This is a genomic window from Mesorhizobium sp. WSM4935, assembly GCF_029625735.1.
GTDB lineage: Bacteria > Pseudomonadota > Alphaproteobacteria > Rhizobiales > Rhizobiaceae > Mesorhizobium.
Genome location: NZ_JARTVR010000005.1, coordinates 185,494 through 198,616, shown reverse-complemented (window position 1 = coordinate 198,616; position 13,123 = coordinate 185,494). Strand labels below are relative to the sequence as shown.

The 13,123-nt window shown below is 64.1% G+C and carries 12 protein-coding genes; 5 read left to right on the top strand and 7 right to left on the bottom strand.

Annotated elements, in window-relative coordinates:
- Positions 1-24: 24 nt before the first annotated feature.
- Positions 25-633 (top strand): YqgE/AlgH family protein, encoded by a 609-nt coding sequence (locus P9273_RS15525; protein ID WP_041002873.1) that lies wholly within the window; start codon positions 25-27, stop codon positions 631-633.
- 125 nt (positions 634-758) lie between these two features.
- On the opposite strand, the gene P9273_RS15520 is transcribed toward P9273_RS15525, so the two are convergent.
- Genes P9273_RS15520 through thrC form a run of 4 tightly spaced genes read right to left on the bottom strand, consistent with a single transcriptional unit; the run spans position 759 to position 6,966 of the window.
- Positions 759-3,605, bottom strand: a complete 2,847-nt coding sequence (locus P9273_RS15520; protein ID WP_442920228.1) for an EAL domain-containing protein — start codon at positions 3,603-3,605, stop codon at positions 759-761.
- Between the two features lie 44 nt (positions 3,606-3,649).
- Positions 3,650-4,246, bottom strand: a complete 597-nt coding sequence (locus P9273_RS15515) for a GNAT family N-acetyltransferase (protein ID WP_278049695.1) — start codon at positions 4,244-4,246, stop codon at positions 3,650-3,652.
- Between the two features lie 15 nt (positions 4,247-4,261).
- A complete protein-coding gene (locus tag P9273_RS15510; RefSeq protein WP_041002362.1) occupies positions 4,262-5,554 on the bottom strand; it encodes a M16 family metallopeptidase in 1,293 nt (430 codons plus the stop codon).
- 14 nt (positions 5,555-5,568) lie between these two features.
- Positions 5,569-6,966 carry a threonine synthase gene (gene thrC, locus P9273_RS15505; protein ID WP_278049694.1) on the bottom strand — a complete coding sequence of 466 codons (1,398 nt, stop codon included), beginning with the start codon at positions 6,964-6,966 and terminating at the stop codon, positions 5,569-5,571.
- Between the two features lie 128 nt (positions 6,967-7,094).
- Here thrC and P9273_RS15500 point away from each other — a divergent pair, with 128 nt between their 5' ends.
- Positions 7,095-7,838: a hypothetical protein gene (locus P9273_RS15500; protein ID WP_278049693.1), complete on the top strand. Its 744-nt coding sequence runs from the start codon at positions 7,095-7,097 to the stop codon at positions 7,836-7,838.
- Between the two features lie 22 nt (positions 7,839-7,860).
- Here the strand turns inward: P9273_RS15500 and P9273_RS15495 are convergent, their stop codons facing one another.
- Positions 7,861-8,550 (bottom strand): HAD family hydrolase, encoded by a 690-nt coding sequence (locus P9273_RS15495; RefSeq protein ID WP_278049692.1) that lies wholly within the window; start codon positions 8,548-8,550, stop codon positions 7,861-7,863.
- A 178-nt stretch (positions 8,551-8,728) separates the two neighbouring features.
- Here P9273_RS15495 and P9273_RS15490 point away from each other — a divergent pair, with 178 nt between their 5' ends.
- Complete coding sequence (locus P9273_RS15490; RefSeq protein ID WP_278049691.1) at positions 8,729-9,862, top strand: site-specific DNA-methyltransferase; 1,134 nt, start codon at positions 8,729-8,731, stop codon at positions 9,860-9,862.
- Between the two features lie 35 nt (positions 9,863-9,897).
- On the opposite strand, the gene P9273_RS15485 is transcribed toward P9273_RS15490, so the two are convergent.
- Both P9273_RS15485 and mutY read right to left on the bottom strand, forming a co-directional pair.
- The gene (locus P9273_RS15485; RefSeq protein WP_278049690.1) at positions 9,898-10,509 is read right to left on the bottom strand and encodes an HAD family hydrolase; all 612 of its coding nucleotides are present in this window, start codon (positions 10,507-10,509) and stop codon (positions 9,898-9,900) included.
- Positions 10,506-11,630, bottom strand: coding sequence for an A/G-specific adenine glycosylase (mutY, locus tag P9273_RS15480; RefSeq protein ID WP_278049689.1), 1,125 nt, complete (start codon positions 11,628-11,630; stop codon positions 10,506-10,508). The genes P9273_RS15485 and mutY overlap by 4 nt, the downstream gene beginning before the upstream one ends.
- A gap of 32 nt (positions 11,631-11,662) precedes the next feature.
- Between mutY and P9273_RS15475 the strand changes: the two genes are divergently transcribed.
- Together P9273_RS15475 and P9273_RS15470 are read left to right on the top strand one after the other, a co-directional pair.
- Entirely contained in the window at positions 11,663-12,172 is a 510-nt protein-coding gene (locus tag P9273_RS15475; protein ID WP_278049688.1) for a DUF721 domain-containing protein, read from the top strand.
- A gap of 153 nt (positions 12,173-12,325) precedes the next feature.
- Positions 12,326-13,087: a DsbA family protein gene (locus P9273_RS15470; RefSeq protein ID WP_278049687.1), complete on the top strand. Its 762-nt coding sequence runs from the start codon at positions 12,326-12,328 to the stop codon at positions 13,085-13,087.
- The last annotated feature ends 36 nt before the right edge of the window (positions 13,088-13,123 follow it).

The following is a 13,123-nucleotide window of genomic DNA, read 5'->3' as shown; positions in this document are numbered from 1 at the left end:
GCCGAAACGCGTTACGCTCAGGCCATGGACTTGCTGCGCCACAAGAAGGCGGCCGCCGGACGCGGCTTCCTCGACGACCAGTTCTTGATTGCCATGCCGGGCATGAAGGACGACCGCTTCGCGCGCTCCGTCATCTACATCTGCGCCCATAGCGACGAGGGCGCGATGGGGCTCATCATCAACCAGACGCAGCAGATGCTGTTTCCGGACCTGCTGGTGCAGCTCGGCATCATGAACGAGCAGGAAGCCATCCGCCTGCCGGCGCATACGCGCGATTTCGTCGTGCGCAATGGCGGGCCGGTCGACCGCAGCCGCGGCTTCGTGCTGCATTCCGGCGACTATCGCGTGGAATCCTCGCTCAACGTCTCCGACGACATCTGCCTGACGGCAACCGTCGATATCCTGCGCGCCATCTCCACGGGGCGTGGCCCGCGCCATGCGCTGATGGCGCTCGGCTATTCCGGCTGGGGCGCCGGCCAGCTCGAAAGCGAGATCGCCGAGAACGGCTGGCTCACCTGTCCAGCCACGCCCGAGCTTCTCTTCGATACCGATATCGAGCGCAAATACGACCGTATCCTCGCCTCGATCGGCATCGACCTCGCCCATCTGAGCGCCGCCGCGGGGCACGCATAGCACATTCGTCATGGCTTTTGGGTTAGCGGGAGCATCCCCAACTTCGTCATTCTAGGGTCTGCGCGCGTCGCTACGCTCCTTGCTCCGCCCTAGAATGAAGTTGGTGGGCGTCGCGCCCACACCATCTAAGCCTGGGTCAGCGGATACTGCTCCCTCAACGTCTTCAGCACCTGGTCGCCGGGCATCGGCGCGCCGAACATGAAGCTTTGCACATATTCACAGCCCATCTGGCGCAGCTCAAGCGCGTCGCTTTCGTCCGAAATGCCTTCCGCCACGACCGACAGGCCGAGCTCATGCGCCATGTTGACCATGGATTTGAGCAGCACCGCCCGCTTCGGCGTCGCGTCGTCGACGAAGCTCTTGTCGATCTTGATCGTGTCGAAGGGGAAGCGCGTCAGGTAGGAGAGCGACGAATAGCCGGTGCCGAAATCGTCAAGCGAGAGCCCGATGCCGAGCTGCTTCAGCTTGGTCAGCACATGCGCGGTCTGCTCGGGATTGTCCATTACCAGCGACTCGGTGAGCTCCAGGCGGAAGCAGCGCGGCTTCAGATTGGCGCGCGCGATGACCGAACGGACATCGCTGACCAGGTCGCGGCGGATGAGCTGACGGCTCGACAGATTGACCGAGACCGACAGCGGCGCGTCGCCGATCTGCTTTTGCCAGGCGGCCAGGTCCTCGGCCGCCTGCTGCATGGCGAACAGGCCGAGCTGCACGATCAGCCCGCAATTCTCGGCCACCGGAATGAAGTCCCCCGGCGGGATCATGCCGCGACGCGGATGGTCCCACCGAAGCAGCGCCTCGAAGCCGGCGACGCTGCCGTCCTCCAGCCGTACGATCGGCTGGTAGGCAAGCGTGAACTCGCGCCGCTCGATGGCGCGGCGAAGGTCGGATTCGAATTGCAGCCGGTCGGTGCCGACGGTGCGGAAGGCGGGCCGGAACGGCTCGATGCGATCGCCGCCGAAGCGCTTGGCCTGGTGCATGGCAAGCTCGGCGTCCTTGACCATGTCCTCGGCCGAGGTCTGCGCCGTCGTCCAGGTGATCAGGCCGATCGAGGCGGTCAGCACGATCTCGCGCTTGGCGAAGGTGATCGGATTGTTGATTGCGTGCTTGATGGCGTCGGCCATGGCGGCGATGCGGGCCGGGTCCTGTTCCGAAAGCAGCATCAGCGCGAACTGGTCGCCGGCAAAGCGCGACAGCGAATCCTTCGGCTTGAGGAGCCGGTGCAGCCTGCGCGCGACGGTGAGAAGGATGGTGTCGCCGGCCGAGATGCCCAGACCGTCATTGACCTGCTTGAAGCGGTCGATGTCGATGATGAAGACCGTGGGGCGCACTTTGTCCTCGGTGCGGGCGATAGAGATGATCGCCTCCAGCCGGTTCATGAACAATTCGCGGTTCGGCAAGCCGGTCAGATTGTCGTGCACGGCGTCGTGCAGCAGCCTTTCCTCGGATTTCTTCTGCTCGGTCACGTCGACCATGGTGCCGACACAGCGGATCACCTCGCCGTCGGAGCCGATCACCGGGCGGGCGCGCAGCGAGAACCAGTGATAGTGGCCGTCCGCGCCGCGCAGGCGGAAGTTCTGCGCCACCTTGCCGCGGCGATGCTCCAGCACCACGTCGAGCGTGGTGCGGAACGTGTCGCGGTCGTCGGCATGCAGCACCGGCAGCCAGTTGCGGGCGGCGCCCCCGAGGCTGTTCGGCGCGAGGCCGAGCTGCAGGCTGATGTCCGGCTTGGTCACCACGCGGTCGCGCAGCACGTCCCAGTCCCAGACGATGTCGCCCGAGCCCGCGACGGCGAGCGCCTGCCGCTCGAGATCGGAGAACAGGCCCTGATGCAGCGCGCCGCCGGCAAAGGCATGCTGCATGACGGTGAAGCCGATCAAGAGAATGATCAGGATCAGGCCGCCGCCCAGCGCCGGTTGGGCGATGTCGTTGTCCAGCATGCCGGTGATCGCCATCCACGAGCCGCATAGCCATAACAGCACCATGACCCAGCTCGGCACCAGCATGATCGCACGGTCATAGCCGCGTATCCCGAGGAAGATGATGAGGCCGAGGCCGGTCAGCGCGGTGGCGGCGAACGAGATGCGGGCGATGCCGGCGGCGACCGCCGGATCGACGATGGCCACGCCCGCGATCAGAAGCAGGCCGAGGATCCAGACCAGGGCACCATAGCTGAAATGGCCGTGCCACCGGTTGAGGTTGAGATAGGCGAACAGGAACACCACGAAGGTTGCGGCTAAGGCCACCTCCGTGCCGGCCCGCCATATCTGCTCGTTGCCGGGCGATATCGCGATGATCTTGTTGAGGAAGCCGAAGTCGACGCAGATATAGGCGAGCACCGCCCAGGCGAGCGCCGCGGTCGCCGGGAACATCGAGGTTCCCTTGACCACGAACAGGATCGTCAGGAACAGCGCCAGCAGGCCAGAGATGCCGATGACGATGCCGCGGAACAGCGTGTAGGAATTGACCGAGTCCTTGTAGGAATCCGGCTCCCAGAGATAAACCTGCGGCAGCTTCGGCGAGGCGAGCTCGGCGATGAAGGTCACCACCGTTCCCGGGTTCAGCGTCACCCGGAACACGTCGGCGTCAGGGCTTGTCTGGCGGTCGAGCGCGAAACCTTCGCTGGGCGTGATCGCGGCGATGCGCGTCGAACCGAGATCCGGCCAGAAGATGCCCGAATTCACCAGGCGGAAATGCGGCGCCACGATCAGCCGGTCGAGCTGCTGGTCGGTTGTGTTGGCAAGCGCAAAGACGGCCCAGTCGCCGCTCGAGCGCGCGTCATTGGCTTCCACCTCGATGCGCCGCACGATGCCGTCGGGCCCGGGCGCGGTCGAGACCTGGAAATTCTCGCCCTGGTTCCGGTAGATTTCCACGGCGCCGGAGAGGTCCAGCGCCTTGTCGTCGCGCGCGATCTTGATCGGCTCGACGGCGAAAGCCGGGATGGCCGAAAAAAGTGTGACGACGACCGTCATGATGAGGGCGAACAGCGACGCTAATCGCGGAGAATTCGTCACATTCAGCCCTTCGTTCCATCGCCCGGCGGATCGTCCGCGATCCGGGCGTAGAGATAGTGATCCTGCCAGATGCCGTTGATCCTGAGATAGGATCGCAGAAGTCCTTCGCGCCGGAATCCGGCTTTTTCAAGCACGCGGATCGACCGGGCGTTTTCGGGAATACAGGCGGCCTCGATCCGGTGCAACCTGAGCGTATCGAAGGCGAAGCGCGACACCAGCTTGACCGCCTCGGTCATCAGGCCGCGGCCGCCGAAGCGTTCGCCGATCCAGTAGCCGATATGGCCGCTCTGCGCGACGCCGTGGCGGATGTTGCCGAGCGTGATGCCGCCGGCAAGCTTGCCGCTCGATTTTTCGAAGATGAAGAAGGCGATGGCCGTGCCCTGCGCGTAATCCTCACGATAGCGGCTGATGCGCAGCCGCCATGCGGTGCGGTCGAGCTCGTCAGGCTGCCAGCGCGGCTCCCAGGGCTCCAGAAAAGCACGGCTTTCGCCGCGTAGCGTCGACCATTCGCGATAGTCGTTGGTCAATGGCACGCGCAGCGTGACCTTGTCGCCCTTCAATGCCGGCAGGTCGCGGCGAAAGAAAGGGAGCGCAAACACGGTTTTGGTCGAAGGTCAGACGGCGAGCCGGCGGGCCGTCGTCTGCGGGCCCGCAAGCGATTCGAGGATCGCCTCGTAGGGCGCAAGCGTGCCCACGGGCCCGACCGCGGTGAGCGTCGGCTTGGTCGAGAACAGCCGCGAGGAGAGGTCGGTCAGCCGGTCGACTGTCAGCGCCGAAAGCCGCTCCATCAATTCCTCCTTGGCGATCGGCCGCCCGAACAAAAGCAGCTGCCTGGCGATCTGCGAGGCGCGGCTGGCCGGGCTTTCGGCCGACATGATGAGGCCGGCGCGATATTGCGCGCGCGCCCGGTCGAGCTCTTCCTGCTGGATACTCTCGCCGGCCTTCTGCAACTCGTCGATGATGACCGGCACCAGCTTGGCGATGTCGCTCTGCCCGGTCGCGGCATGCACGCCGAAAATGCCGGTGTCGGAAAAACCCCAATGGAAGGCATAGACCGAATAACAGAGACCGCGCTTCTCGCGAACCTCCTGGAATAGTCGCGACGACATGCCGCCGCCCAGGATCATCGAAAGCACCTGCGAGGCGTAGAAATCGCGCACATGGTAAGCGCGGCCCTCGAAGCCCAGCACGATCTGCGCATCCATCAGGTCGCGGTCCTCGCGGAAATCGCCGCCAACATATTGCGCATATTGCGGGATGTTGCCCGCCGCCTTGGCGCGGAAGCCGCCGAGCTGTTTCTCCACCTCGCGCACGAAATTGTCGTGCTTGATGTCGCCGGCCGCCACGATCACCATCCGTTCGGCGTCATATTGCCGCTCGATGAAGTCGTGCAGCTGGCTCGAGGTGAAGGATTTGACCGTCTCCGGCGTGCCCAGGATCGAGCGGCCGATGGTCTGATGGCGAAAGGCGGTTTCGGTGAAGCGGTCGAAGACGATGTCGTCGGGCGTGTCATGCGCGGCGCCGATTTCCTGCAGGATCACGTGCTGCTCGCGTTCCAATTCGTCGGGATCGAATTCGGATTCCTGCAGGATGTCGGCCAGAATATCGACGGCCAGCGGCACGTCGTCGGAAAGCACCCTGGCGTAGTAGGAGGTCGTCTCGACGCTGGTGGCGGCGTTGATCTCGCCGCCGACATTCTCGATTTCCGAGGCGATTTCGAAGGCGCTTCGGCGCTTGGTGCCCTTGAACGCCATGTGCTCGAGCAGATGGGCCATGCCATGCTCTTCGTCACGCTCATTGCGGGCGCCTGACTTGACCCAGGCTCCTAAGGCTACCGATTCGATGCTTGGAAGGGTTTCGGTGGCGACTGTCAGGCCGTTCGACAGACGGCTTACCTCAACACCCATATGGCAAGTACTCCCTAACGCGCCGCCCGCGAGTGGCGGCTCACGTAATCTTCCACCATTTTCAAGTCGGATGGAAGTATCGTGTATTTTTCGTCGGCTGTCATCAAGCCGCCCAGCCATGCGGGCAGGGCAGGGCTGATGCCGCTCGCAGCCTCTACCGCCGCCGGGAATTTCGCCGGATGCGCGGTGCCGAGTACCACCATGGGCACCGGACCGGACGCATGGGAAGCGGCGACATGAACGGCCGCCGCCGTATGCGGATCGAGCAGATAGTTGCTTTTCTCCAGCGTCGCACGGATGGTGGCGGCGACCTCATCGACCGTCGCGCGGCCGGCGTCGAACTCGGCGCGGATGCGCTTGAGCTCGCCTTCGTCGATGGTGAAGGCGCCGGACTGCTTCAGCCCGTTCATGTAGCGCCTGACCGTCTCAGCGTTGCGTCCGGCCGCCTCGAACAGCAGGCGCTCGAAATTCGACGATACCTGTATGTCCATCGATGGCGAGGTCGTGGCGAACACTCCCTTGGTGCGATATTCGCCGCTCGCCAGCGTGCGCGCCAGAATGTCGTTGTCGTTGGTGGCGATGATCAGCCGCTCGATCGGCAGGCCCATGCGCTTGGCGGCGTAGCCTGCGAAAATATCGCCGAAATTGCCGGTCGGCACGGTAAAGGAGACCGGCCGGTCGGGTGCGCCGAGCGATAGCGCCGACGAGAAATAATAGACGATCTGGGCCATGATGCGTGCCCAGTTGATCGAATTGACCCCCGACAGCGACACCCGGTCGCGAAAGCCGTGATCGTTGAACATATCCTTCACCAGGCCCTGGCAATCGTCGAAATTGCCTTCGACCGACAGCGCATGGACATTGGCGGCTGAAGACGTCGTCATCTGCCGTTGCTGTACCGGCGAGACCTTGCCGTGCGGGAAAAGGATGAAGATGTCGGTGCGGTCGCGGCTGGCGAAGGCGTCGATCGCGGCACCCCCGGTGTCGCCCGAGGTCGCGCCGACGATGGTGGCGCGTTGGCCGCGTTCGGCAAGCACATGGTCCATCAGGCGGGCGAGCAACTGCATCGCCACGTCCTTGAACGCCAGTGTCGGGCCGTGGAACAGCTCCAGGATGAAGGTGTTTGTCCCGGTCTGCACCAGCGGGCAGACGGCCTCGTGCCGGAAAGTGGCATATGCCTCGCGCACCAGCCGCTCGAAAACGGCCGCCGCGATCTCGCCGCCCAGAAAGGGTGTCAAGACCCGGATGGCAAGGTCCGGATAGGCAAGCCCGCGCATGCCACGGATGTCGGCGTCGGAAAACTGCGGCCATTCGCGCGGCACGTAAAGCCCGCCGTCGCGCGCCAGGCCGGCCAGCACTGCGTCGGAAAATCCAAGCGCGGGCGCATCCCCGCGGGTACTCACATATTGCATCGTCAAAGGCCCATTGCTGCCGGTCGCGTCATCCACGGCAATTGGTTAATTTTCCGAGCCGGCTCAGTCGCATTTTTGCCGCGCCGTTGCTATACGTCACCGGCTTTGTGAGAGGGAAGTGCAGTTTCATGGCGTTTTATTCGGTCAACCGTCGTTTTGTCGCGGGTCTGGCGCTCACCGGCTTTATGCTTGCCGTCGCCGGCTGCCAATCGAGCGACAATGGCATTCTTGACTTCGGTTTCAGCAAGAAGGATCCGACCGCGCCGCCGCCGCCCCAGGATCCCAAGATCCTCGCCAGCCAGCTGCGCGCCTATTGCCCCAAAGTGACGCTGCGCGACGGTACCGCCTATTTCAACACCTATGCCAAGGGCGCAACCGCGAAGCCCAAGAAAAAGAAGCTTGATCCGGCGGCGGAAGCCGAGGCCCAGGCAACCGCCGCGGCCGCCCAGACCGGCCCCAACGGCCAGCCGATCGATCCCGATCACGATCCGTCGAAGATCATCTACCAGGCCGCCATCACCGATGTGACGCGCGATTGCACCCATGCCAACGGCCAGATGTCGATGAAGATCGCGGTCGCCGGCAAGGTGGTGCCGGGGCCGATGTTCGCGCCCGGCACCGTCACCATGCCGATCCGCATCGCCGTCCAGCACGGCGACGAAGTGCTTTATTCGCAATTGCATCCGTACCAGGTGCAGGTGACCGACCCCTCGGCCGCCACCCAGTTCGTCTTTGTCGACAACAATGTCTTGGTGCCGGAGCCGACCGCGCGCGACTACCAGGCCTATGCCGGCTATGACGAGAACGCGCCGGCCGCCACCGGGGATAAGTCGAAGGGCAAGCGGAAGAAGCGCGCTCCGGCGACGAACTGAGGCGGCAAGATTAGAACGAGCCTTAGGCGTCTTCCGACCACTCCGACAGCGCGGCGATCGTGCTGTTGAACTCAGCCCAGCGCCGGATGACCGTCTCGGCGCCGGCCTCGGTCAGCGCATCGGCATGACCCGGATAGCTGTGCCCGGCGCCGGTGAAGCCGATGACGCGCATGCCGGCCGCCCTGGCGCCGGCGACGCCATGCACGGAATCCTCGATGACGAAGGTGTTCTTCGGGTTGGCGCCGAGCTTCTCTGCCGCGTAGAGGAAGACGTCCGGCGCCGGCTTGGTCTTCTTGCTGGGAATGTCCAGCCCCGAAAAGATGCGGCCGGTGAAGAAGGGCAGCAGCCGCACCTTCTCCAGCATGAATTCGACCCGCTCGGTGCGCGAATTGGAGCAGACGGCGCGCGGCGCGGTGACGGCCGCGACCGCCTCACGGGCGCCGTCGATGATGCGCACGTCGCTGCGCAGCTTGCGGTCGACCAACTCCTCGGCGCGGTCGATCAGCGACGCCTGGAACGGGATCTCGGACTTCTCCTCGAGCCGCAGCATGATGTCCTTGAAGGTCAGCCCGGCATAGGTCTCGGAAATTTCCTCCGCCGAGATCTCGAAGCCGGCCGATATCAGAAGCTCGGCTTCGACGCGCGCGGCGACGATTTCAGAATCGACGAGCACGCCGTCGCAATCGAAAATGACAAGATCTGGCTGAGGCATGGCAATCCGGAAAAAAAGCTGGGGAAGGGGGCCTGACTGGCTTAAGCGGCGCGGCATACACTAACGGGCCGTTCTTCGCAAACCTCGGCAGCCGGAAGCGCCGCCTTCACCGAATGTTTACGCTGATCGGTAACCATAACGGAGAGTAAAACCGTAACGCGTTCTTTTGGGTGTTTCGATGTCTGCCGTGCGTCTTCTCGACGAGCTTTCCCACGCTCCCCAGCAGTCCGAATGGTTGGACACGATCCTCAAGGGCGATTGCGTCGCCGCGCTGGACAGGCTGCCGGAAAAGTCGATCGACGTCATCTTCGCCGACCCGCCCTACAATCTGCAGCTCGACGGCGACCTGCACCGGCCCGACCAGTCCAAGGTCGACGCCGTCGACGACGACTGGGACCAGTTCGAGAGTTTCGAGGCCTATGACGCCTTCACCCGCGCTTGGCTGCTCGCGGCGCGCCGCGTGCTGAAACCCAGCGGCACCATCTGGGTCATCGGCTCCTATCACAACATCTTCCGCGTCGGCGCCCGTATGCAGGATCTGGGCTTCTGGATCCTCAACGACATCGTCTGGCGCAAGACCAACCCGATGCCGAATTTCCGCGGCCGCCGCTTCCAGAACGCGCATGAGACGATGATCTGGGCATCGCGCGACCAGAAAGCCAAGGGCTACACCTTCAATTACGAGGCGCTGAAGGCCTCGAACGACGATCTGCAGATGCGCTCCGACTGGCTGTTCCCGATCTGCACCGGCGGCGAGCGGCTCAAGGACGAGAACGGCAACAAGCTGCATCCGACGCAGAAGCCGGAGGCCCTGCTGGCCCGCGTCATGATGGCGTCGACCAAGCCGGGCGACATCGTGCTCGATCCCTTCTTCGGCTCCGGCACCACAGGCGCCGTCGCCAAGCGCCTCGGCCGCCACTTTGTCGGCATCGAGCGCGAGCAGGCTTATATCGACGCCGCCAATGAGCGCATCGCCGCGGTTCGCCCGCTGGAAAGCGCCGACCTCACCGTGCTTTCGGGCAGGCGCGCCGAGCCGCGCGTCGCCTTCATCAGTCTGATCGACAACGGCCTTGTGGCGCCGGGCGCCACGCTCTACGACGCCAAGAAGCGCTGGGCAGCGAAAGTGCGCGCCGACGGCACGCTGGCGATCGGCGACAGCGCCGGCTCGATCCATAAGATCGGCGCCGAGGTACAGGGGCTGGACGCCTGCAACGGCTGGACCTTCTGGCACTATGAGCGCAGCGGCGGCTTGACCCCGATCGACGAGCTGCGCCGCATCGCCCGGCTCGGCATGGAGCGGGCAGGGGGTTGAATCAGCACTTCAGCGGATCGCTGCAGCGATTCAGTTCAAGCCGCAATCCCGAGCCGTTCGAGATCCGCTTTAAGCGTCCCGGCGTCGGTGAACAGCACCGCCTGCCAGCCGGCGGCCTTGGCGCCGTCGACATTCTTCTGGCTGTCGTCGATGAACAAAGACGCCGCCGGATCGAGCCCGAACGACGCGACGTGATGGTCGTAGATGGCGCGGTCTGGCTTGATCAGGCCGATATCGCCGGAGACGGTGATGCCGCGCGGCTTTTCCAGGAACGGAAAACGGGCCCGGGCCTCGCGGAAAGTATCCGAGGCCCAGTTGGTGAGCAGCGTCACGTCATGGCCGCCATCGATCAGGCCTTCGAGCAGCGCGACGCTGTCGTCATAGGCATGCGGCACCATGTCGTGCCAGTAGCGGCGGAAATTGCGGATGTTCTCGGCATGGCCGGGATGCTCGGCGATCAGCAATGACTCGGCTTCCTCCCAGGTCCGGCCGCGGTCCTGCTCGAGGTTCCAGGCGCTGGTGCAGACGTTGTCGAAGAACCATTTCCGTTCCCCGGCGTCTGGGATCAGCCGGCTGAACGGGATGTCCGGGTCGTAATGGACCAGCACCTTGCCGATGTCGAACACGATATGGCGGATTTCGGTCATTGCATGCCTTTCGGTTTCTTGGTCGCGCCCGGTATCGCCGCCTCGATTACCTTTTTCATGACGGTGGGCAGCGCTTCCCCGGAAATTTCATGGGCGAGCGACCAGAAATGTCCGTCCGGCGCGTCGCCCTTGATGTGGGCATGGAAGATTTCAAGTTCGAGCGCGAAGTGGGTGAAGACATGTCCGATCTGCCCGGCAGGCCGCCAATTGGCGGCAAAAGGTGCGGCCTCGGCCGTGGTGGCGCCGTCGATCCGCGCTGTCCAGCCGGTGGTCGGCACCTCGGTCATGCCGCCGAGCAAGCCCTTCTCCGGCCGCTTGCGCAGCAGGATGGCGCCGTCGTCGCGCTCGGCGACGAAGGCCGCACCCTTGCGCAGCGGCTTGTCATCTTTCGGCAGGCGGACCGGGAAACGTTCCGGGTCGCCGCTGAGGATGGCGCTGCAATCCTCGCGGACCGGACACAGCATGCAGCGCGGCCGCTTCGGCGTGCAGATCGTCGCGCCGAGGTCCATCATCGCCTGGGCGAAATCGCCGGGCCTTGCCTGCGGCACCAGCCTTTCGACCAGCGCGCGGATTTCCGGCTTGGCATTGCTGAGCGGCGTTTCAATGGAATAGAGCCGGGAGACGACCCGCTCGACATTGCCGTCGACGACCGCCGCCGGCCGATCGAAGGCGATCGCCGCAATCGCCGCCGCCGTATAGGCGCCGATCCCCGGCAGTTCGCGCAGGCCCGCCTCGGTGTCGGGAAAGCGGCCGCCCCGCAGCGCTACCAGGTCGGCGCAGGCTTTCAGGTTGCGCGCCCTGGAATAATAGCCGAGCCCGGCCCAGGCCTTCATCACATCCTCGGCGGGCGCCGCCGCCAGCGCCTCGACGGTCGGCCATTTCTCGACGAAGTTGCGGAAATAGGCTTTCACCGCCTCGACCGTGGTCTGCTGCAGCATGACCTCGGACATCCAGACACGATAGGGATCGGGCCTGATTCCACGGGCGAACGCCCCGGGCGTGACGCGCCAGGGCAGGTCGCGATGGTGAGCGTCATACCAGGCGAGCAGGCGGGACGCGATGCCCGTATCGCCGGATGCGGTCTCATATGATGCCTTGCGGGTCTGGTTTCGCGGTGCCATTGATCGGATGAATTGGGAACTGGAGAACGCACATGGCAGGGAAAAGGCCCTTCGGCAATCCCGTTCCGGTGAGCGATCTCGCGACCGAGATCCTCGATCCGGTGCTGAAGAAGCGCGCCGGCATCTCGATCGGGCTGGTGCAGTCCTGGGAAGAGATCGCCGGACCGCGGCTCGCAAGCCATTCGCGGCCGGAGAAGATCCAATGGCCACGTCGCCTGCACGAGGACGATCCGTTCGAGCCGGCGACGCTGATCATCGCCTGCGAGGGCATGGCGGCGCTGCATTTGCAGCACGAGGCCGGCGAGGTCATCAACCGCGTCAACGCCTTCCTGGGCTTCAACGCGATCGGCCGCATCAAGATCCTGCAGAAACCGGTGCTTTCGCAAAAGGCGCGGCCAAAGCCGGCGCCGCGACCCTTGAGCGAGGCGGAGAAATCGAAGCTTTCGCATCTGGTCGGCAAAATAGAGGATGACGGCCTGCGCGCTTCGCTGGAGCGGCTCGGCGCCACAATTATGGGTGAAAGGAAGGCGAAAGGGTCGTAAGAAGCGTCATGAATGCGTCACCAATCTCGCGCATTCGTGATGCTTATGATCAAGTTTCGCGATGGATAGGGGATCGCGATGCCTTAATTCGCGCCAACTCTCGCCTTTTCTAGCCCTTGCATTGCAAAATCCAACCGATATCAGGTGATTCGCATGAACCGTGCCCCGTTTGGCAAAAGCCCGTTTGGCAAAAGTCTGTCCCGCAGAAACCTTCTGACCACGCTGGCCGCTGTTCCTGCGGTGGCGCTGCTTGCCGCATGCAGCGACTCCGGCGAGGAGGCGAAGGCGGCCGACGTGAAGCCTGCCGACCCGTCGACGCCTGCCAAGCCGGCCGCCACCCCGGCCGCGGTTCAGGTGCCCGAGGCGCAGGGCACCGTCGACATGGCGGAACTGCTCAAGCCCGGCGCATTGCCCGACAAGCAGCTCGGCAAGGACGACGCCAAGGTCACCATCGTCGAGTACGCCTCGATGACCTGCCCGCATTGCGCGCATTTCAACGACACAACATTCCCTGAGTTGAAGAAGAAATATATCGACACCGGTAAGGTCCGCTATATCCTGCGCGAATTCCCCTTCGACCCGAGCGCCGAGGCCGGCTTCATGCTGGCGCGCTGCTCCAAGGACAACTACTTCGCCATGGTCGATGTGCTGTTCAAGCAGCAGCCGAGCTGGGTTGGCGTCAACAACACCAAGGAAGCGCTGCTGCAGATCTCCAAGCTGGCCGGTTTTACACAGGAGTCCTTCGAGGCCTGCTTGACGGACCAGAAGCTTCTGGACGATGTGAGAGCAGTCCAGAAACGTGGAGCGGACGAGTTCAAGGTCGACTCGACGCCGACCTTCTTCATCAACGGAAAGACCTACAAGGGGGCGATGTCGATTGAGGAAATGTCGGCCATCATCGACCCTCTGCTCTGACATCCAGGCCGCGCCGAAGCGGTCCGGCTTCGGCGC